Origin of the sequence: Rhodopila sp., assembly GCF_965276935.1 — a bacterium.
Lineage (GTDB): Bacteria > Pseudomonadota > Alphaproteobacteria > Acetobacterales > Acetobacteraceae > Rhodopila.
In genome coordinates, this window is the sequence record NZ_CBDIBS010000002.1 from 97,017 (window position 1) to 117,586 (window position 20,570).

A 20,570-nucleotide genomic window follows, 5' to 3' on the forward strand; every position below is an offset into this window, starting at 1 on the left:
ATCATCCGCGCCGGACCTATGCGGAACGATCCAGCATCAGCCTGGTGCCGAAGCCGATGAACGCGAGGCCGGCGGCGCGATCAATCCAGCGTCGCGCTCTGCCGAAGGCATCGGCCACACGCCGGATGGTCAGCACGCGCGCCACGAGAACGTACCAGATGACAGTGAGCGCGAACATCAGACCGACGGCTGCCACACCAAGCATCGCCGGTGAATGCGCGGGCAGCGTCGCGGCGAACAGGCTGGAGACAAAAAGCGGCGCCTTGGGATTGGCGAGATTGGTCAGCAGGCCCAGACGGAATGGGTGTCCGACAGGGCCGGGCCCGGTGGCCTGATGCCGCGATACCGTGGGTCTCCAGCTACTCACCAGAAGGCGGAATCCCAGCAGCATCAGGTAGGCACCGCCGCCAACCTTGAAGGCGACGTAAAGCCAGGGTGAGGCCACGAACATGGCGCGAATGCCAAAGAACCCCGCCACACCCCACGCGGCAATGCCGGCCGCTATGCCAAGCGCGGCGCTGATCGCCGCTGCCCGTCCCTGCGTGATCGACAGGCGGATGACGAGCAGGAAGTCGGGTCCCGGCGCGACCAATGCGGCTAGCCATAGGACCGCGAGGGCACCCAGCACGACGGTATATTGATGAATAGACATCAACATAAGCTTGTTAAGATGTAGTCCTGCACGACGGTGCGGAGCGTTGGCGATCGCTGAACCAAACTACGACGCGCCTGCCACTACCGGGTTCGGTTATAGGCGTAATCTTCCCGTTCGCCCATTCCCACTCGCAGCCCGGCTGGTATCGGCGCGCGCGTGGCATTGAGCTTTGCATGCTCGTCCAGAGCGGCCTGGTCGGCCCAAAGCTCCAGCAATGCCAGCTTGTCGGGATCTATCACGCTCTGGAACACCTCGAACTGCTCGCAACCCGGCTCTTTCATGACCTCCACACACCGGTTCTTGAACACCTGCGCGAAATCGGTGCCCTTTCCCGGCGCAGCGGTCAATGTGACGACGAGGCGGACTGACATGGTAGCTTCCTTTCACCGCACGATAGCTAGAAGTAGCGATCCGGCATCACCGCCTGTCAAGCATCCACCAAGACACGGCTTGTTTCGCCATCAGTGGGACGTTTTACCATTTCGCGGACGAATAATCCAGCATCCGTGAAGGCTAAGAGAAGGTCCGAATTAGGCAAGTATTCAAGCAAGTCTGTTCAAAACGCGCTAGCGAATATTCTTTTACAGCAACGGCGCCATCCAAGGTGGGCAATCGGATGCGTCAAGATCTCCCCATAACAGTTCAAAGCTCGTCTCCGGCATCAACCGCAGGAGACCTTAAACAATGCCTGACTCTGCACAACCTCGAGAGGATGAAAACGCACAAGATCCGCCTGATCCAGAAATCCGGAAATGGAATGCCATCCGGGCAGCAGAGCCGCGATCGCGCGGTCTGGATTTTCAACTGCGCGTGATAATGTAACGTGCGGTATCCAAAAGCTCGGCTGATAATGCGGATGGATCGTCACGTCCGGCAACGTGTCGCATACCATTGCATGCAGATCGAGCAACTCGCGCGTGACAACAGGAACGGCCCAAAGAACTGACGGCGATCCGGGAAAAATGCCAAGACCGTTCAAGGTGACTGGCAGAGCCTGCCAGACGGCCGTGATCTGTGCAAATGCGGCCTGAAGCACCTCGCCAGAAACCTCGTCTGGAAAGATCGCGAGTGTGATATGTGGCGGGTAACATAGGTGATAAAGGCCAGTATCAATGGAGTCCTTGGCCAGAATCCGCCACATCTCCTCGACCGAGGCAGCACAGATCGAATCGAACCGGAGTGTCATGGCAAATGGCATAAGCAAGGTTTAGCCCATCATGATGTGCAATCCGAATCGGGACATCAGAAACAGCCATGGACGTTGTCGTACGAAGCCTTCTCGAAGGCGCCAGACTGGCGGTCGGCGCGGTCGCCATCATCGACGTCTTCCGAGCGTTCACGACGGCCGCCGTCGTCCTGGCGAACGGCGCGTCAAAGATCGTGATGGTAACTACAAGTGAGGAAGCGCTCACGCTGCGCGGCAAGGGTGTTGGGCATGTCTGCATGGGTGAGGTCCGCGGCTTTATGCCGGCCGGATTTGATTTCGGGAATTCGCCTTTTGAGGTGTCGCGGATTGATTTCGGTGGAAAGACAATCATCCAGCGAACCAGTGCCGGTACCCAGGGTGTCGTCGCGGCAGCAGGGGCGGAATGGCTCTATGCCGCGGCTCTGGTCACCGCGAGGGCAACGGCGCAGGCGTTGGCTTCAGCCGGAGTTGGTAAGATCTCGTTGGTTGCCATGGGCGACAACGGGATCAAGAGAACCGATGAGGATGAATTATGCGCGCTCCACCTGCGTAACCTGTTGGAAGGGCGGCCTGGACAGGTTGAAGCTGTACGCCAATTGATTTGGGCAGGTGGCGAAATTGCACGTTTTAATGATCCAGCACGCCTGCATTTGCATCCGGAAGACGTGGACATCGCCCTGGATGTCGACCGTTACGCCTTCGCAGTTAGGGTTCGGACCGAGGATGGTCGGCCAGTCGCCCGCATCGACGCGCGGTAGAGCGAGAACAACCGCCTGACGACGGTGCGATCACCATGGAGCAATTCTGTTCTATTGCAATATCGATATGCCAGTTGCTTGACTTCACAATACGGAAGTCTTGTCAGTGAAAATATTCTTGCCGGTTAAACGACCCTCGCATATGTCAGGAAGTAGCAGATTCAGGCAGATCGTTGCAAAGATCCGGATCCGGTCATGCCTCGGCGCACTTCATGTGCTGGTTGCAACGTCGTGTTCTTGCTGCCCGTCGTATTCCTCATTCCGAGCTTTCGGAAATCGACGGCAGAACAGTAGATCTACCCCAACAACAACGGCAGTTGCCGCGTCAAGATGCCATCCTGGTCCCGCAACTCATGCACGATGGTAAAATGGTTCGCCCCTGGGACGGGGATCAACGCACCCGGCAGATGCGCCGCCGCCCGCCGCGCGTGCAGGTCCCGGCTGTCAGACACCAGCGGCGGCAACTCCGCCGTCCCATAGGCGATCGCCAACGGCTTGTTCACCGGCCGCAGCCGCATCGGCGACAAAGAAACGATTTCCTGCTCGGTCAGTTGCAGCTTTTCATTCAGATACGTGTCCCTCATCGGTCCGAGTTCGAAGATGCCGGAGATCGCCAGCCCCGCCTTTACCAGCGAATGATCCAGGCACATCGCCGTTAGATGCCCGCCGGCCGACCATCCGGACAGCACGACCGGCCCGTCAATGCCATGCGCCGGTCCGTGTGCCCCCAGCCAGTCCAATGCGGCACGGATTTCCCCGACGATCTCGCTCAAGGACGCATCCGGCGCGAGCGTATATCCCGGCAGGGCCGCCGCCCATCCCCGCGCGTGGGGCCCGGCGATCAGGTTGGAAAACTGTTCCTTGGCATTGCGTTGCCAGTAGCCGCCGTGGATGAACACGATGCAGGGTGCGCCGGGATTGGCGACCGGGAACAGGTCCCAGGTGTTCCGCTCCCGCATGCCGTAGCGCAGATCAAGATGCATCCCGTTGGTGGAACGGAACACTGACGACGCGACCTCCCGCGCCGCGTTCAGCACCGGACTATCGGTCACCGCGGCGGGGTTGTTGTAGGCCGCGTCACGCTCCGCCCGCGATAGCCGGCCCCATTGCGCCATGAAGCTCATGCTGTCGCCCGCAGATACCAGTCCATGATCTGCCGGCCCTGCCAGAACAGCGTGCCGGGGCGGCTCGCCATGTGCGCGAGCGCCCGCTCAAACCAGCCGATGCGGTGCGGCACGCCGCTGATATAGGGATGCACCGCGAGGCCCATGACCTTGGCCCCGTCGTCCTCGGCTTCCTGGTACAGTCGCTCGAACTGCGCGATGCTGCGGTCGTAGAGTTCCTCGGCGCGGTGATGCTGGATCATCATGATCGGGATGTCGTTCAGCTCCACGCTGTAGGGCATTGTCAGCAGCGGCCCGTGCCGGGTGCGGATGGCGCACGGCAGGTCGTCCACCACCCAGTCGGCACAGTAACGAATTCCGGCTTCCGCCAGCAGGTCCGGCGTGTCCAGCGTCTCGGTCAGCCCAGGGGCGAGCCAGCCGACGGGGTCGTGGCCGCCGGCCTGCCGAAGGGCCGCGATGGCGTCGTGGATCATCGCCCTCTGGTCTTCCACCAGATGCGTGGCCATCTGATGGTAGCCGTGCACCATGAACTCCCATCCGGCATCGCGGCAGGCTTCCGTCACGCGTGGATAGGCGGCGGGAACCGCACCGTTGATCGCCAGGGTCGGCGCGATGCCATGCAGGTCCAGCGCCGCCTTCAGCCGCCAGAAGCCGACCCGCATGCCGTATTCGTGCCAGGCCCAGTTCGGCACGTCCGGCACCACCGCCGAACCCTGCGGCGCGCTGAGTGCCTGGCGCGGCATGGCGCGGTCGATGTCCCAGCGCTCGATATTCACCACCAGGAAGACGGCAACGCGCTTGCCGTCCGGCAAGGCCAGCCGGGGACGATCGATGGAAGCGAGGTAATCCAGCCGTTCGGCAGGTTTTAAAAGATCTGTCATGCGGCAATGATGAACGCGGCGAACGCGGCGTTCAAGCTCACGTCTTCTCCGGCAGGGGAATCCCCGTCAGCGCCTGCCACACCCGGATGACGAAGGCATCGTCCTTATAGCCCTGCCCGTTCGCCGCGGCGGCCAGGAACAACTGATGCGCCGCCGCCGCCAGCGGCAGCGGGAAGGTCAGCGCCCGCGCCTGGTCCAGCACGATGCCCAGATCCTTGACAAAGATGTTGACCGCGGAGGACGGCGTGTCGTCGCCATCCAGGATATGCGGCACGCGGTTCTGCCACATCCAGGAACTGCCGGCCGACTCCGAAATGACCTTGTACAGCGTGGTTGGGTCTGCTCCGGCTCGAATGCCGAGCGCCAGCGCCTCCGCCGCCGTCGCGATGTGGACGCCGGCCAGCAACTGGTTGACCATCTTCACCGTGCTGCCGACACCGACCTGGTCGCCCAGCCGCCACACCTTGGTGGAGATTGCCTGCAGCACCGGTGCCGCCTTGGCGAAGGCGGCTTCCGAGCCTGATCCCATCACCGTCATCGTCCCGGCCTGAGCGCCGACCGAGCCGCCGGACACCGGGCAGTCCAGCATCAGGAATCCGGCGTCCTCGATCTGGCGGCCGAGCGTGCGGGCGGCCTCTGGTGCGACGGTGGCGCAGCACAACACGACGCCGCCCTTCTCCATCCGCGCCAGGCAGGCTTTCTCCCCGAACAGCACCTGCCCGGTCTGTTCGGCGTTGATGACGAAGACGACCACCGCTTCCAGGTCCGTCGGCAGGGCGTCGGGCGAGACCACCGCCGTGCCGCCGGCGGCGGTGAAAGCGGCACGGGCGTCCTCCCGCAGGTCGCAACCGGTGACAGCGTGGCCCTTCTTCAGCAGGTTGAGCGCGGCGCCCATGCCCATGTTGCCCAGACCGATGACTCCCACTCGCATGAACAACCCTCCTTTACTAGAACGCAATCGCCCGAGTCTGGCCGGTCAGCAGGCCCGAGTTCCGCGATCGGACAGCGGGCCAGGCCAGGATAGGACGCTGTTCTGATGCATCCTCGAACGATCATGGTCTAGCGTCCGCCGCGGAAGCGTTCGACCGCCGCAACCAGTGCCCGCCTGATCCCTGGCTCCAGCGCGGAGTGCCCGGCGTCGGGCACGATCGTCATCCGGGCGTTGCGCCACGACGCCGCCAGTTCGAAGGCGGTGGTGGCGGGGCAAATCATGTCGTAGCGGCCCTGCACGATCTCCGCCGGGATCCGGGCGATGCGGTCCATCCGGCCGAGCAGGCCCTCGGGCGGCAGGAACAGACGGTGGGCGAAGTAGAATGCCTCGATCCGTGCCAGGCCCAGCGCCGTGCGATCATGGGAAAAGCCGGTGACGGTTTCCGGGCTGGGCAGCAGGGTGCTGCAGGTGCCTTCGAAAACCGACCAGGCGCGGGCGGCGGGCAGATGCATGGATGGGTCTGGACTGGTCAGCCGGCGCAGGTAGGCGCCCAGCAGGTCCGCCCGCTCATGCTCCGGCAGGAAGCCGGCGAAGGCGGCGTGCGCTTCGGGAAATACCGCCCGGATGTCATGCAGGAACCATTCGACCTCACGCGGGCGTCCCAGGAACACGCCGCGCAGTACGCAGCCGGCGACACGATCGGGGTGGGTCTGGGCATAGGCCAGAGCAAGCGTGGAGCCCCAGGAGCCGCCGAACAGCAGGAACCGCTCGATCGCGAGATGCCGGCGCAGCGTCTCGATGTCGGCGACGAGGTCGGGCGTGGTATTGTGTTGCAGGCCGCCGAGGGGTCGGGAGCGGCCGGCGCCGCGCTGGTCGAAGATCACGATGCGCCAGTAGTGCGGATCGAAGAAGCGGCGGTGCACCGCGCCGGCGCCGGCGCCGGGGCCGCCATGCAGGAACAGCGCCGGGCGGCCGTTCGGGTTGCCCGCCTGCTCCCAGTACATCACATGACCGCCGGACAGCGGCATGTAGCCGGTCTCGTATGGGCCGATCTCGGGGAACAGGTCGCCGCGGGGCATTGGGCGGCATGATAGAGCCAAGCCGGCGCAGTGGGAAACAGGGTTTCGTCACTTGCGCCGACAGCGCCGGCGGTTGCGATGAGCAATGCAACGGGGTGATAGTCCCCGTCAACAATAACCGTTGGGAGCAAAACGACATGCCGGAGTTCGTCAGGGAAGCGGTCGCGGCGCGGCCGGACCAGACCGATCGATGTGACGCCACGCGGCCGATGACGGGGGCGGAATACCTCGCCTCGCTCGATGACGGACGCGAGGTCTATATCTATGGCGAGCGGGTCGCCAAGGTCACCGAACATCCGGCCTTTCGCAACACCGCGCGCATGATCGCTCGGCTGTACGATGCGATGCACGATCCGGCTCGGCGAACGAAGCTGCTGGTGCCGACCGATACCGGCAACGGCGGCATGACGCACGCCTTCTTCAAGGCGCCGAAGACCATGGAAGACCTGATCGCCGGGCGCGATGCGATCGCGGACTGGGCCAGGATCACCTATGGCTGGGTTGGCCGGTCGCCGGACTACAAGGCGGCATTCCTGGCCACACTCGGCGCCAATGCGGACTTCTACGAGCCGTATCAGTGCAATGCCCGGCATTGGTACAAATTCAGCCAGGAGCGGGTGCCGTTCATCAACCACGCGATCATCCACCCGCCGGTGGATCGCGACCGGCCGCCTGATCAAATCAGCGACGTGTGCTGCCACGTGGTGCGGGAAACCGATGCCGGCATCGTCGTGTCCGGTGCGAAGGTCGTCGCCACCGGCTCGGTGCTGACGAACTACACCTTCGTCGCGCATCACGGCCTGATCCCGCTGCAGGACAGGTCCTATGCCGTGGTCTTCATGGTTCCGACCAACGCGCCCGGCATCAAGTTCATCTGCCGCACATCCTATGAGATGACCGCCACCGCGATGGGCAGCCCGTTCGACTATCCGCTGTCCAGCCGACTTGATGAGAACGACGCCATCTTCATCATGGACGAGGTCCTGGTTCCCTGGGAAAACGTCTTCGTCCATGGCGACGTGGAAAAGGCCAACAATTTCTTCCCCCGCACCGGCTTCCTGCCGCGCTTCGGCGTGCACGGCTGCACCCGGCTGGCGGTGAAGCTGGATTTCATCTCCGGCCTGTTGCTGAAGGCGATCGAGGCGTCCGGCACCAAGGACTACCGCGGCGTCCAGGCCAACGTTGGCGAGGTGATCGCCTGGCGCAACCTGTTTTGGGGTCTATCAGACGCCATGGTGCGTGATCCAAAGCCGTGGGTCGGCGACTACGTGCAGCCCAACATGGACCCTGTCAACGCGTACATGATCATCGCGACGATCGCGTACACCAAGATCAAATACATCGTCGAGCAAACGGTCGCCTCTGGCCTGATCTACCTGAACAGCCACGCCCGCGATTTCCAAAGCCCGGCGATCCGACCGTATCTCGACAAGTATCTGCGCGGTTCCAACGGCGTCGATGCCGAACAGCGGGTGAAGCTGATGAAGCTGCTGTGGGACAGCATCGCCTCGGAGTTCGGCGGCCGGCACGAGTTGTATGAGATCAACTATGCCGGCTCCACTGAGGAAATACGGCGCTATGCCCTGTTCGGGGCACAGGCCTCGGGCAACGCCGCGGCGTTCATGGGCTTCGCCGAACAATGCATGGCGGAATACGATCTGAACGGCTGGACGGTGCCGGACCTGAGCGATCCGGGCGATCTGAGCTACCACTTGATGCGGGGCGGTGGGTAATGCCGTCGTACAACCGCGGAACGTTCTTCCTTCTCGCGGCGGCTGGGACGTTGCCACGGCCAAGCGAATAGCTGGTGTCTAGAGAGAAGCACGCCCTAGCCACCGGCAGTCTTCCGTCATGGCATGCGCCGACCCTCGGCGCAGGCTCTGGGCGCGGGGCCTTCGTGCACATCTCATATGAGGGTTGTCGTATGCAGCGTATCTGGATTGGACTGGGTTCGCTGGCGGGATTTGGTGCGGTGGCGATGGCGGCGTTCGCGGCACACGGGATCGTGGACGCCACCGCCGCACGCATCGTCGGCAGCGGCGTCCAGATGCAGGGCTGGCACGCACTGGCGCTTTTCGGCACCGGGCTGTGGGCGCCGCGAGGCGGCGTGTTGGCTGACGCGGCGGGCGCTGCATTCACCGTGGGCTTGCTGCTGTTCTGCGGGTCGGTGTACTCGGTAGGCCTGGCTGGCGTGTCCTGGGGCCTGCTGGCGCCGACCGGCGGCATCTTGCTGATGATCGGCTGGCTGCTGCTGGGCGCGTCGGCTTTACGCAGCCGATGATAGGCGCCGCTTATCTCGCCGCCGAGGATTTGCAAACGCCGCTGGCCGAGGAACTGAGCCGTCGCGGCGTCACCATCAGCCACTGGCACGGCCGGCTGGCACTGTCGCCCGACCCGCCGATGCGATCCGCCTGGGCACTGGATACCTGGACCGATCCGAGGGAAATTGACGCGCCGTCTGTCAAGGCCGCCGCCGATGCGCTGCGGGCGGTGCAGCGCAACTGGGCGGCGTACAGCGCCGGGCATCATCGCCGCATGGCGCTGGTCAGCCAGCGGTTGCCGCCGGTCAAGCCTCGACCGCTTGCCTTTCCGGCGCCCGCGCCAACGTCGCACCTGGGCGCGTGGACGCTGCTGGCCCAGGACAGGCTGCTCGCCAGTCCGACCAAGTCGAGCCCGTTCGTCAATGGAGAATGCCATTTCATCGAAGACCACATCGGGCCGCCAAGCAGGGCATACCTGAAATTGTGGGAGGCGCTGGCAAGGTTTGGACGGTTTCCGCGGCCGGATGAGCGATGCCTCGATCTGGGCGCCTCGCCCGGCGGCTGGACCTGGGCGCTGGTTCGGCTGGGAGCGAACCTGACGGCGGTGGACAAGGCGCCGCTTGATCCCGCGGTGGCAGCGATGGCCGGTGTCGTCCAGCGCCTGGACAGCGCCTTCGCCGTGCCGGTCGAGCCGGTGGACTGGCTGTTCAGCGATGTCATCGCCTACCCGGACCGGCTGCTGGCACTGGTGCGGCGCTGGATCAATGCCGGGACGGCCAGCCACATTGTCTGCACGCTGAAGTTCCAGGGTGCGACCGACCACGATGCCGCCGACGCCTTCGCCGCGATCCCGGGTGGTCAGGTCGTCCATCTGTTCCACAACAAGCACGAACTGACCTTCCTATGGAGTGCTTGCTGATCGGCCGGCGGTTCGGCAGGATGCACCTGACCTTAAGTCGAGGGAGGCCATGGCGGTCAACAAGATCTATCCGGACACGACGGCGGCCTTATCAGGCCTGCTGCACGATGGCATGACGATCATGTCGGGCGGGTTCGGCCTGTGCGGCATCCCTGGCGCGCTGATCGAGACGATCCGCGACAGCGGGGTGAAGAACCTGACCATCGTCTCCAACAACGCCGGCATCGACGATGCCGGGCTGGGCCTGCTGCTGCAGACAAGGCAGGTGCGCAAGATGATCAGCTCCTACGTCGGGGAAAACGCCACCTTCGCCAAGCAGTACCTGGCCGGGGAGCTGGAGATCGAGTTCAACCCGCAGGGCACTCTGGCCGAACGCATCCGGGCCGGCGGCGCGGGCATTCCGGCGTTCTTCACCGCCACCGGCGCGGGCACGCAAATCGCCGAAGGCAAGCCGCAGCAGGAATTCGATGGGCGGCTGTATGTGCAGGAGCTTGGGCTGCGCGCCGACCTATCGATCATCCATGCCTGGAAGGCCGACACCGAGGGTAATCTGGTCTATCGGAAGACCGCGCGGAACTTCAACCCGATCATGGCTACCGCCGGCGAGGCCGTGGTGGTACAGGTCGAGGAACTGGTGGAACCCGGTCAGATCGACCCCGACCACATCATCACCGCCGGCATCTTCGTCAACCGCATCGTCAAGCTGACCGCGGTGGACAAACGGATCGAGCAACGCACCGTGCGCAGGCGCGGTTAAAGTTCCTCGCAAAGGCGCATTTAACATATCGTGCGGGAGCGCGTGTAACATATCGCGTGAAGGCACGCTTGAAGGAGGCGAACGTCATGCCCTGGACCCGAGACCAGATGGCCGCCCGCGCGGCACAGGAACTGCGGGACGGTTTCTACGTCAACCTGGGGATCGGCATCCCGACCCTGGTGGCGAACCACATCCCCGCCGGCATGTCGATCCAGCTTCATTCCGAGAACGGCATGCTCGGCATGGGCGCCTTCCCGTTCGAGGGCGAGGAGGACGCCGACCTGATCAACGCCGGCAAGCAGACAGTCACGGAACTGCCGACCACCAGCTTCTTCGACAGCGCCGCCAGCTTCGCCATGGTCCGTGGCGGGCACATCGACATCTCGATCCTGGGCGCGTTGCAGGTCGCGGAGAATGGCGACCTGGCGAACTGGATGATCCCGGGCAAGATGGTGAAGGGGATGGGTGGAGCGATGGATCTGGTCGCCGGCGTGCGCCGGGTGGTGGTGCTGATGGAGCATACCGCCGGCGGCAAGCCCAAGCTGCTGAAGCAGTGCAACCTGCCGCTGACCGGTCGGGGCGTGGTGGATCTGGTGATCACCGATCTGGGGGTATTTGAGGTCTCGGCCAAAGGCCAGGATGACGGGCTGGTGCTGGTCGATCTCGCGCCGGATGTCACGTTGGCAGAGTTGCACGAGAAGACCGAGGCGCCGTTCACGGTGGCGGCGCACCTGAAGGTCGCGGCCTGAGGGCTTTCGGAACAGGTAAGCCCTGGCTTGCCGACCTCGTGTGTGCTTAGACGCAGTCTAGCTTTGTCCTGGATGCCGCAGGTAGAGGCGGATTGCCCGCAGTTTGTGCGGTGGCGCTGCTGCTGAACGCGGCGGCGGTTAAGGCACCCGCAAGTTGACGTAAGCGCCACAGCCGCAACGGACACGGCGACGGTCCGCAAAACATCAGGGCGCGGAAATGCCCCAGTGCTGGCAATTGTTCTCCCGCAGTTCGATAGGAAGTGCGGGAAAAAATGCTGGGTTCGAGGCCCAAATGCTTTTCGTCTGTACACACCAGCTTTCCGGGGCGGTATGGACGAGTGGAGGCGGAGGTTCATACGCCGGGCTATAACCCGTCGTGGAATGGTGGATAGGCGGATCATGAATGGGCTTAGCGAGTGCGAACGCAAACGCGGAATGGCTCACCTTGTGAGCAACGTTGACAATCTCAGCGGCAAACATGGGCACGGGGTATGACCTTCCGAGATCAGTCCAGATCTGCTCCACATGGCGATTATTAGCGGCCACGCCGACGCCACCAAGTGTGATCGTTATTGTGATGGTTATTTTGACCGTGATCTTAATAGAGCCTTTGAGAAGATCCTTCAGCTCACCTTTCGCTTTGGCAAGCCGCGATTTGCCCCGGTCCGTCTTTCGCGTAGACTGCTCGCTGTGTCGCGGCTTGGATTGGTGTTCCTGCTGATCGAATTCTTCGGGCCGCCGCTCGTGTGCCGGAGGGCGACCTTTCTCGTTGACCGCGGGTGCCCACGAGGTCTCTGTATGCCGCCCGGCCTGACGTCCCAATGGTCTATTACGCGGCATCATGGTTGCCTCGCGTTGCCGTACTCGAAGATCCGGTGTGCAGAGGGCCGGCCTGTCCGTTGTCGAAGCGAATGAACCTGTGAATGGTCGCCGCGACTGAAACAGATTGCCCTTTGCCTGATGGAGCATAGGCCACTCCATATACGGGTGGATGTGATCTAGGTCACTCACCCGGGATCGAGATGTGGGAGCGCCTGGTGCAACCTCAGAGTTGCTGCGACTGCGGGCAAGGCGAAACGGTGCCGGCGGGAACAACCTGTTTGCCGCCGACCTTGGCGGGCCGCTACGGGCGGTTGCTCGCGCTACCTTCGCTACCCCGCCTGGCGGTGAGCCAAAGCATGCTACGGAGGCTGCCGGTCAGGGGATCTGCTGTAACTCGGCCGGGCGTGTAGCATGAACTGATCGGATGAAACTGGTGCGGTCGAGAAGACTCGAACTTCCACGAGGTTTCCCCCACAAGCACCTCAAGCTTGCGCGTCTACCATTCCGCCACGACCGCATCGTGGTTTAACAGGGGCCGGGATATAGCGGATGAACGACACCGGTTCAATGACCTCGATCATGCCAACTCCTACGCTTCCCGAATGGCGCATCGCGGACGGCCTGACCGAATATCCCGCTGCGCTGGCCGCGATGCAGGCGCGGGTTGCCGGCATACGGGCCGGCACCGCCGGCGAACAGGTCTGGCTGGTGGAGCATCCGCCGCTGTACACCGCCGGCACCTCGGCCAAGCCCGGCGAGTTGACGGACCCTGCCCGCTTCCCCAGCTTTGCCGCCGGGCGCGGCGGGCAATGGACGTATCACGGTCCGGGGCAGCGCACCGCCTATGTCATGCTCGACCTGACCCGCCGGCATGGCCGGGTGCCACCGCAGGACATCCGCTGCTACGTCAATGGGCTGGAGGAATGGCTGATCCGCGCCCTGACGCAGTTCAACGTCAAGGGTGAGCGCCGTGCCGGCCGCGTCGGCATCTGGGTCGCCAACCCGGCCACCGGTCTGGATGAGAAGATCGGCGCCATCGGCGTGCGCGTCACCCGCTGGGTCAGTTGGCACGGCGTCGCCTTGAACGTGGCGCCCAACCTGTCGCATTTCGGCGGCATCGTTCCCTGCGGCCTGGCGCAGTATGGCGTTACCAGCCTGGCCGCCCTGGGCATTCCGGCGACGATGCACGACGCCGATGTCGCGCTGCGCGCCGCGTGGGATCCGGTATTCGGCGGGCAAGCGCACGCCGCCTGCTGACGCGACACGAAATCCGGTCTACCTAACGACTCGTGAACCCATCCATCGCGCTGCCCGACGCCCCCTCGGTTGTCGCGGGCCACGGCCGAGCGGCTATCCTGACACTGGATGGCGAGGTTCTGGTGCTGGCTAATGGGGAGGCCGCCGCGCTGCTGCGGACCTTGCCGCCGCCGATGCTGGTGCATGCGCCGGCCACCTTTCGCCGCCTGGGCATGCGGCCTGGACCGGCGTTCGACCTGCTGGAACTGTTCGCCTTCGTCCGTCCCGCCCATACCGCCGCGCCGACGCCGCGTGGGCTGGCGATGGCGCTGGACGACGACCAGCCGCCGGTCGGCCTGGAAGCCGAGGTCACCCGCCTGCCCGACTTGGCCGCCGTGCTGCTGCACCAGCTTGTCCAGGCCCGCGGCACCTTGCGGAACCGCGACGCCGCAAGCCTGGCCGCGCGCATGCAGAAGGCCGGCTGGGGCTGGGGCGGCTACGTCACGCATGCCCTGGGACAGCCGGAGGCCGCGGCGTCGAACGAACCGTTGAAGATCTGGAAGCGCCTGCCGGAATGGGAGGATGAGGCGCCGCCGCCGCCGCCGTCCGCGCATGCGGTCTCGGAGACCGAGGCCCGTGCCCGTCTCGGTACCATGTTGGGGCCGCACGCCGAACCGCGGCCCGGCCAGGGTGACTACGCCGGTGCCGCCAGCGCCGCCTTCGCCCCGCGGGAGGTGCGCGGCGACCCGCATCTGGTGCTGGTCGAGGCCGGCACCGGCACCGGCAAGACCCTGGGCTACCTGGCGCCGGCCAGCGTCTGGGCGGAGAAGAACAAGGGCGCGGTGTGGATCAGCACCTTCACCCGCCACCTGCAGCGGCAGATCGACAGCGAGCTGGAGCGCCTGATCCCCGACCCGACCGACCGCCGCCGCCGCGTCGTTGTCCGCAAGGGCCGCGAGAACTACCTGTGCCTGCTGAACCTGGAGGAAGCCGTCGGCACCGCCACCGGCGGCTTCATGCACCAGAACACCATCCCCCTCGGCTTGATCGCGCGTTGGGCGATGGCGAGCGACGACGGCGATATCCAGGGCGGCGACCTGCCCGGCTGGCTGCCCGAATTGCATGGCGGCGGCCTGATTACGTCGCTGGCCGACCGGCGCGGCGAATGCATCCATGCCGCCTGCCCGCACTGGCGCCGCTGCTTCGTGGAACATACCATCCGCCGGTCCCGCACCGCCGAACTGGTGGTAGCGAACCATGCGCTGGTGATGACGCAGGCGGCGTGGGGCGGACTGGACGACAACGCCGTGCCGACGCGCTATGTGTTCGACGAGGGCCACCACGTCTTCGACGCCGCCGACGGCGCCTTCTCGGCCGCGCTGTCCGGGCTGGAAACCGCCGAACTGCGCCGCTGGCTGCGCGGCTCGGAAGGCGGCCGATCGCGAGCGCGCGGCCTGCGCAAGCGGCTGGAGGATCTGGTCGCCGATCGCCCGCCGCTGGTCGCCCCGCTGGAGGCCGCGTTGCAGGCCGCCAATGCGCTGCCGCCGTCCGACTGGGCGGCCCGCCTGCAGGAGCAAGGTCCGGAGATCGACGGCGCCGAACCGGTTCGGCCAAACCCGTCGGAGGCATTCCTCCGCCTGGTGCATCGCCAGGTCCTGGCGCGCACCACGGGGGCTGACGCCCGACCGTCGTTCGGCGCGCAGGAATGTGACGTGTTCCCGATCAATGACGATCTGGCGCAGGCCGCCGACCGGCTGGCGCGGGCGTTGTCCCGCATCTCCGAGCCGCTCGCGACGCTGCGCGAACGCCTGCTCGCCCGGTTGGATGACGAGGCCGAGGACATGGACGCGGCGACGCGCAACCGGATCGAGGCGATTGGGCGGTCGCTGCTGCGGCGCGCGCTGAACCCGTTGCAGGCGTGGCAGACGATGCTGTGGAGCCTGACCGAACCGCCGGATGATCCGGGGCAGCGGCCTGGGTATGTGCTGTTCCTGCGGCTGGACCGGCGGGATGGGCTTCGCGATGTCGATGTCGGGCTGCATCGGCACTGGCTGGATCCGACGATCCCGTTCGCCGCCACCCTGGCCGCGCCGGCACAGGGGCTGCTGGTGACCTCAGCCACACTGCGCGATTCCGGCGACCGCGATCCGGAGATCGCCTGGGCGGCGGCGGAGGCGCGGGTGGGCGCGCCGCATCTGGCCTCGCCGGCGATCCGCGCGGCGGTGGCCTCGCCGTTCGACTATGCGCGCCAGACGCGGGCGTTCGTGGTCAGCGACCTGACGCCTGGCAACCTGGATCAGTTGGCGGCGGCGTATCGCGAACTGTTCCTGGCGGCCGGCGGCGGCGGGCTTGGGTTGTTCACTGCGATCAGCCGGTTGCGCGCGGTGCATGGCAGGATCGCACCGGAGCTGGAGCAGGCCGGCATCCCGCTGTACGCCCAGCACGTCGATGCGATGGGCAACGCCACCTTGGTGGACATCTTTCGCGCCGAGGAGGAAAGCTGCCTGCTGGGCACCGACGCGATGCGTGATGGCGTGGATGTGCCGGGCAACGCGCTGCGGCTGGTGGTGTTCGAGCGGACGCCTTGGCCGCGCCCCGACATCCTGCACCGCGAGCGGCGCATCCACCTGTCCGGCGGCGATCCGAAGGGCTACGACGACCGGATCGTCCGGCTGCGCCTGCGGCAGGCCTTCGGGCGGCTGATCCGGCGTGCCTCCGATCAAGGAGTGTTCGTGCTGTTGGACCGCCAGGCGCCCTCGCGGCTGATGTCGGCGTTTCCCGCCGGCGTCGTGGTGCGGCGCGTGGGGCTGGCGGAGGCGGTGGCGCAGACGCGGGGGTTTCTGGCCGATACGCGCTAGCACCACGGCATGAAGGTTCCGAATGATCGCGAGGCCCGTTTTCCTGTCTTCTCGGCGCCACGGCAGGACTTGTAGCGCACGGGTCAGTTCCGTTTGGCAGGACTGCTTCAAGAAGATTGCGGACCCTAGTGGATAAAATCCAACGGATAGGTCCGTTGAATTTATCCACTAGGCTTTGATTTGGTGGGCCGATTCACCTAACGCTTGGAAACCAAGCGTTAGGATCGGACCATTAGCGGGGTGGGCAAAGAAGGAGTGTGAGGAACGCTTTTCTACGTTCCTGGCTCGCCCGCCCGAAACGCCTTACCGCACTACGGGCTGTCCCAATAGCGAGCTGGGCATCCGAAGTCCGAAAACGCGGCTCCGGATTGTAGTCCGCTCAATGCCGCTTCTCCTGTAATTCTACCGTGGCTGTCGCAAATGCCTGGATGTTGGCGCCAAACCCGTTAGCTGGGAAATACCGAACATATCTTTGCGGCGGGTTCTGCTTCTGCACCTCGGCGCAGGTCTCCCTCAAGGTCCGGTGGTCGACGCTTCTGTAAACAAGGACATATCGTGTGGTTGCACGCTGCGTCACCCCCACAAATTCGTCCGCCAAGGACGCCAGCGTGTAGTGGAACAGCCCGTAATAGGCGCTTGATATGGCCCGCCTCAAGTCGACTTGTCGCGGTGGCCCGGCGGGTGGTGGAGCAACCAACTTATCAGCCTGATCGAACAGGTGATCAGGATTAAGTATCGCCATTCGAAGTCAACTCATCCTCGGTCGTAAAGTCCACAATAGCGAATCTTTCCTCGCCAGAAGCACGAAGATCACGCTGGATGCGGACAATCGCATTAAGGGCTGTGTCTCCTGTCATTGTGTTTTTATATTTAGAATCTACAACGATCGTAACGTTAAGCGCATCGCGACCGTCAGAGTCCGTGGTTGCTGTGCTATAAACTCTGCTCAGCTTAACCCCTTTCAGCGTAGCTGTGGCCACTTTATCAGCAAGTCGATCCACGTCACCGAGGTCCAGCATTCTCCAATTATGACAGGCGTCTCGCAACCAGGGAAGGCCGCAATAGGTCGGAACCGGCTGTCCGGCGTAGGGCTTCCTATCGATAGACAGGCTGGCATTGAACAAGAAAGCCATTCCGCAGCCCGTCACAATCTCTGTCGCGACTTAACTAGCCAATCGCCGCCCGGTCGATCTCGCCACCACCGCTCAGCCGGCTCACTTTGCCCACCACCCTTATATCATTTGCGCGCGGCGCACCCCTCTGGTTCAACGTGTCGCTGCTCACCCCTTCAAACAGGCGCGGAGAATGTCATGCGGTCCCGAGACGAGCTGAACGCGCCCGAAGCCCTGGTGTTGACCATGGTCCTGGTGGCGGCTGCCGATGGCGGTATCACCGACCGCGAAATCGGCGTGATGTCCGGCCAGGTGCAAACCCTGCCAGCCTTTCAGGACTTCACCACGGATCAGTTGGTGGATGTCACCGACGCGGCGGTCCGTCTGCTGCGGGAGGAGAACGGGCTGGCCGATGCCGGCCGCCTGATGCGCTCTGCCCTGACGCACAAGCTGCGCGAAACCGCCTATGCCCTGGCGTGCGAGGTCGTCGCCGGCGATCAGGCATCGAAGCCGCGATCGCTGGACATGCTGGATTTCGTCCGCGCGGAGCTGGGGCTGGACCCGCTGATCTCCCTGGCGATCGAACGCGGAGTCCGTGCGCGCCATCAGCGGGTTGATCCGGCATCCTGACACCGATGCGCCGCGGCGGTCCGGGTGTGCTCCGCCTTTCATCAATCGACGGCGGGACCCGATCACCGGCGTCCCTTTATCGGGCGATAACCTTGCTCCGTGCGGCGGGTACCTGACCGTTGGCCACCGCGGCGTGAAGCGCCTGCGTTTTCGCATCGGCCGCGATGACAGTGGCAGCAGAAAACAGCGGATATCCGGCCATTTTGGAAAGCTAGCCGAAACCGCGAAAGGCATTCATGGCGAGCGTGATCCAGGTATGGCAATCTGCCACTGAACGAAGCTTGAGATACCCTTATGAGCAACTTGTATGACACCGATGTCGTGGCCTGGTCTGAACAGCAAGCGGCACTGCTGGGCCGGATGGCCGCTGGCGAGCGCATCAAGAGCACTGAGCTGGACTGGCCCAAAATCGCCGAGGAGATCGACGCGTTGGGCAAGAGCTCTAGGCGGCGATTGCGCGGCCATATCGCCATGGTGCTGGAGCACCTGATCAGGCTGCAAGGCTGGCCGGCGATTGATCCGCGCAATGGGTGGAAAGCCTCGCTTCGTCATGACTGCCATGAGATCGAACAGGACCTTGACGACAGTCCCAGCCCGCGGCGTGACGTCGCACAGATGATCCTGATCGAAACACACCGCGCTCGGAAAGATGTCGCGGTGTCGCTGAGGGAGTATGACGAACAGCCCCAGCTCGATATCGACGGCCTGACGTTCACGGAGGAGCAGGTGCTAGGCGACTGGTTTCCTGAATCGCCTACCACATCGTTGTAATCGCGCCCAGTTGCCAGGGCATGAATTTCCACGAGATCGACCGGGGCTTTCAGGCGTCGCTTCACGCCAACATGGATCCGGCGGCGTTTCGCCACTTCGGACCCTGGCTGCATGCGCCTGCAGAGGCGGCGGGCGGGCGGCTGGACGTGCTCGCCGCGGGCACTATGGACCAGGCCAGAGCGGGCTTGAACGACGCTGCTCGGATCATTCGTATCCTGACGCCGCTGGTGAAGTTCCGCGCCTGCCGCGACGCCATTGGGGCGCCGCCTACGCCATGTTGCTGGACGATCAGCCTTGTCCGAGGTTGCATGAGATGGTCAAACTTCTCTTGCTTTGACCGGATCAAGGTCAATTCGCCAGGGGCGGAGCCGCCGGGGTCAAGCCTGGCTATGACATCGAGAGCACGCGCCACCCGATGCGTCTGTTCAGCAGCGGCGCCCAGGCCGGTGCGCGATGAGCCGTAGTGATTGTCCACCATGAGGGTCCTGGTCATCGCCGGCTGCCTGGCCGGTGTCCCGGCGCTGACGCTCGCGGTTCCTGCGATCGCTGGATGGGCCGACGTCGTGCCAGCGATCCTGGGCATGGCCATCACCATCCTGGCCGCTGGCGCCTTCATCCTGCTCTGGCTGCGCGAGGTTGATCGGCTGACCCAGGCGGTGCGCCACATCGCCTATGACAAGTCAGCCGCCGACGTACCCGGGATCATCCTGATGGAAACCCTGTCATGGGAAGTTGCCCGGCTGTCGCGGCGGCTGGCGTCGCGCGCCGAACTGCTGGAACAGCACCGCAGAGCGGACACGCTGATCCTGGAGCGGCTGCCCGACCCGGTGGTCGTGCTGGCCCACGACCGCGCGGTGCGGCGCGCGAACGCCGCGGCGCGGGACGCGTTCGGCGACGACATGGCGGCCGTGCTGCGGCATCCCGGCGTACGTGGCGCGATCGACCGGGCGCTGTCCAGCAGCCAGTCGCAGACCGTGGAGGTGGTGCTGGCGGCGCCGGTGCAGCGCGACCTGTATGCCACGGCGGTGCCGATGGACCCGCCCTTGGCGGACGGTGGCCAGGTCCTGGTGGTGCTGTCGGACCGGACGCGGGAGCGGGTGATCGAACGCATGCGCGCCGATTTTGTCGCCAATGTCAGCCACGAGCTGCGAACCCCCCTCGCCTCCTTGATCGGGTTCATCGAGACCTTGCAGGGCGCGGCGGCGGATGACCGGCCGGCGCAGCAGCGCTTCCTGGGTATCATGGCCGAACAGGGGGCGCGGATGAACCGGCTGATCGACGACCTGCTCAGCCTGTCGCGGATCGAGTTGACCGAACATCAGCCGCCGTCGGAGCGGCTCGACCTGGGGCAGTTGCTGCCGCGCCTGGTGGCCGGCTTCGAGCCCCGGCTGGCGGAGCGGAAGGTGCGGCTGGCGATGCGGATCGCCATGGATCTGCCGGCGGTTCTGGGGGATGCCGACCAGATGGCGCAGGTGCTGCAGAACCTGCTGGACAACGCGATGAAATATGGCCGGGACGGTGGCACGCTAACCGTGGTCGCGGCGCGGGCACAGCCTGGTGACCGCTGGCCCAACCGCGCCGGGATCGTCGTGTCGGTCGGCGATGAGGGAAGCGGCATTCCAAGGCAGCATCTGCCGCGGCTGACCGAGCGTTTCTATCGCGTGGACAAGGGCCGCTCCCGCACGGTCGGTGGCACCGGGCTGGGGCTGGCGATCGTCAAGCACATCGTCAACCGGCACCGCGGCCAGTTGCTCATTGAAAGTGAGGAAGGCAAAGGTACAACCGTCAGTGTCTGGCTGCCGATGACCCAGGCTCCGGCGCGGCTGGCGGACGCGGATTGA

The 20,570-nt window shown here is 64.7% G+C and carries 21 protein-coding genes and 1 tRNA gene; 11 read left to right on the forward strand and 11 right to left on the reverse strand.

The features are described 5' to 3' along the window. Nucleotides 1-16 precede the first annotated feature (16 nt). The 3 genes from ACQY4S_RS03440 to ACQY4S_RS03450 form a co-directional block, all read right to left on the reverse strand. A complete protein-coding gene (locus ACQY4S_RS03440) occupies nucleotides 17-652 on the reverse strand; it encodes a LysE family transporter (protein WP_428483798.1) in 636 nt (211 codons plus the stop codon). 83 nt (nucleotides 653-735) lie between these two features. Next, nucleotides 736-1,026 (reverse strand): putative quinol monooxygenase, encoded by a 291-nt coding sequence (locus ACQY4S_RS03445; RefSeq protein ID WP_428483799.1) that lies wholly within the window; start codon nucleotides 1,024-1,026, stop codon nucleotides 736-738. A 290-nt stretch (nucleotides 1,027-1,316) separates the two neighbouring features. Next, the gene (locus tag ACQY4S_RS03450; protein WP_428483800.1) at nucleotides 1,317-1,841 is read right to left on the reverse strand and encodes a 2'-5' RNA ligase family protein; all 525 of its coding nucleotides are present in this window, start codon (nucleotides 1,839-1,841) and stop codon (nucleotides 1,317-1,319) included. Between the two features lie 68 nt (nucleotides 1,842-1,909). Here ACQY4S_RS03450 and ACQY4S_RS03455 point away from each other — a divergent pair, with 68 nt between their 5' ends. Further along, on the forward strand, nucleotides 1,910-2,599 hold the full coding sequence (locus ACQY4S_RS03455; protein WP_428483801.1) for a 2-phosphosulfolactate phosphatase: 690 nt from the start codon (nucleotides 1,910-1,912) through the stop codon (nucleotides 2,597-2,599). 296 nt (nucleotides 2,600-2,895) lie between these two features. Here ACQY4S_RS03455 and ACQY4S_RS03460 read toward each other — a convergent pair whose 3' ends face one another. From ACQY4S_RS03460 to pip, 4 genes are all read right to left on the reverse strand, one after another. Next, nucleotides 2,896-3,723, reverse strand: coding sequence for an alpha/beta hydrolase (locus tag ACQY4S_RS03460; RefSeq protein WP_428483802.1), 828 nt, complete (start codon nucleotides 3,721-3,723; stop codon nucleotides 2,896-2,898). Then, a complete protein-coding gene (locus tag ACQY4S_RS03465; RefSeq protein WP_428483803.1) occupies nucleotides 3,720-4,604 on the reverse strand; it encodes a polysaccharide deacetylase family protein in 885 nt (294 codons plus the stop codon). Before ACQY4S_RS03465 ends, ACQY4S_RS03460 begins: the two co-directional genes overlap by 4 nt. Before the next feature lie 37 nt (nucleotides 4,605-4,641). After that, the gene (gene ltnD, locus ACQY4S_RS03470) at nucleotides 4,642-5,535 is read right to left on the reverse strand and encodes an L-threonate dehydrogenase (RefSeq protein ID WP_428483804.1); all 894 of its coding nucleotides are present in this window, start codon (nucleotides 5,533-5,535) and stop codon (nucleotides 4,642-4,644) included. A gap of 128 nt (nucleotides 5,536-5,663) precedes the next feature. Continuing rightward, nucleotides 5,664-6,614 (reverse strand): prolyl aminopeptidase, encoded by a 951-nt coding sequence (pip, locus tag ACQY4S_RS03475; RefSeq protein WP_428483805.1) that lies wholly within the window; start codon nucleotides 6,612-6,614, stop codon nucleotides 5,664-5,666. Between the two features lie 137 nt (nucleotides 6,615-6,751). Between pip and ACQY4S_RS03480 the strand changes: the two genes are divergently transcribed. From ACQY4S_RS03480 to ACQY4S_RS03500, 5 genes are all read left to right on the forward strand, one after another. Next, the gene (locus tag ACQY4S_RS03480; RefSeq protein WP_428483806.1) at nucleotides 6,752-8,347 is read left to right on the forward strand and encodes a 4-hydroxyphenylacetate 3-hydroxylase N-terminal domain-containing protein; all 1,596 of its coding nucleotides are present in this window, start codon (nucleotides 6,752-6,754) and stop codon (nucleotides 8,345-8,347) included. Nucleotides 8,348-8,538: 191 nt separating this feature from the next. Further along, a complete protein-coding gene (locus ACQY4S_RS03485; protein ID WP_428483807.1) occupies nucleotides 8,539-8,895 on the forward strand; it encodes a DUF423 domain-containing protein in 357 nt (118 codons plus the stop codon). Further along, nucleotides 8,892-9,794, forward strand: coding sequence for an SAM-dependent methyltransferase (locus ACQY4S_RS03490; RefSeq protein ID WP_428483808.1), 903 nt, complete (start codon nucleotides 8,892-8,894; stop codon nucleotides 9,792-9,794). Before ACQY4S_RS03485 ends, ACQY4S_RS03490 begins: the two co-directional genes overlap by 4 nt. A 49-nt stretch (nucleotides 9,795-9,843) precedes the next feature. After that, entirely contained in the window at nucleotides 9,844-10,551 is a 708-nt protein-coding gene (locus ACQY4S_RS03495; protein ID WP_428483809.1) for a CoA transferase subunit A, read from the forward strand. Nucleotides 10,552-10,637: 86 nt separating this feature from the next. Further along, a complete protein-coding gene (locus ACQY4S_RS03500) occupies nucleotides 10,638-11,300 on the forward strand; it encodes a CoA transferase subunit B (protein WP_428483810.1) in 663 nt (220 codons plus the stop codon). A 204-nt stretch (nucleotides 11,301-11,504) separates the two neighbouring features. Here ACQY4S_RS03500 and ACQY4S_RS03505 read toward each other — a convergent pair whose 3' ends face one another. Together ACQY4S_RS03505 and ACQY4S_RS03510 are read right to left on the reverse strand one after the other, a co-directional pair. Then, entirely contained in the window at nucleotides 11,505-12,143 is a 639-nt protein-coding gene (locus tag ACQY4S_RS03505) for a hypothetical protein (RefSeq protein WP_428483811.1), read from the reverse strand. Nucleotides 12,144-12,553: 410 nt separating this feature from the next. Beyond that, a tRNA-Leu gene (locus ACQY4S_RS03510) sits at nucleotides 12,554-12,639 on the reverse strand. Between the two features lie 50 nt (nucleotides 12,640-12,689). Here ACQY4S_RS03510 and lipB point away from each other — a divergent pair. Beyond that, nucleotides 12,690-13,379 (forward strand): lipoyl(octanoyl) transferase LipB, encoded by a 690-nt coding sequence (lipB, locus tag ACQY4S_RS03515; protein WP_428484630.1) that lies wholly within the window; start codon nucleotides 12,690-12,692, stop codon nucleotides 13,377-13,379. 32 nt (nucleotides 13,380-13,411) lie between these two features. Further along, nucleotides 13,412-16,216 carry an ATP-dependent DNA helicase gene (locus ACQY4S_RS03520; RefSeq protein ID WP_428483812.1) on the forward strand — a complete coding sequence of 935 codons (2,805 nt, stop codon included), beginning with the start codon at nucleotides 13,412-13,414 and terminating at the stop codon, nucleotides 16,214-16,216. Nucleotides 16,217-16,595: 379 nt separating this feature from the next. Here ACQY4S_RS03520 and ACQY4S_RS03525 read toward each other — a convergent pair whose 3' ends face one another. Next, entirely contained in the window at nucleotides 16,596-16,958 is a 363-nt protein-coding gene (locus ACQY4S_RS03525) for a hypothetical protein (protein ID WP_428483813.1), read from the reverse strand. Continuing rightward, nucleotides 16,945-17,349 (reverse strand): hypothetical protein, encoded by a 405-nt coding sequence (locus tag ACQY4S_RS03530; protein WP_428483814.1) that lies wholly within the window; start codon nucleotides 17,347-17,349, stop codon nucleotides 16,945-16,947. Before ACQY4S_RS03530 ends, ACQY4S_RS03525 begins: the two co-directional genes overlap by 14 nt. 177 nt (nucleotides 17,350-17,526) lie before the next feature. On the opposite strand from ACQY4S_RS03530, the gene ACQY4S_RS03535 reads away from it, so the two are divergent. The 3 genes from ACQY4S_RS03535 to ACQY4S_RS03545 all read left to right on the forward strand — a co-directional run bounded on the left by ACQY4S_RS03535 (nucleotide 17,527) and on the right by ACQY4S_RS03545 (nucleotide 20,570). Then, nucleotides 17,527-17,958: a tellurite resistance TerB family protein gene (locus tag ACQY4S_RS03535; protein ID WP_428483815.1), complete on the forward strand. Its 432-nt coding sequence runs from the start codon at nucleotides 17,527-17,529 to the stop codon at nucleotides 17,956-17,958. A gap of 294 nt (nucleotides 17,959-18,252) precedes the next feature. Continuing rightward, nucleotides 18,253-18,729 carry a DUF29 domain-containing protein gene (locus ACQY4S_RS03540; protein ID WP_428483816.1) on the forward strand — a complete coding sequence of 159 codons (477 nt, stop codon included), beginning with the start codon at nucleotides 18,253-18,255 and terminating at the stop codon, nucleotides 18,727-18,729. Between the two features lie 476 nt (nucleotides 18,730-19,205). After that, nucleotides 19,206-20,570: an ATP-binding protein gene (locus tag ACQY4S_RS03545; protein ID WP_428483817.1), complete on the forward strand. Its 1,365-nt coding sequence runs from the start codon at nucleotides 19,206-19,208 to the stop codon at nucleotides 20,568-20,570.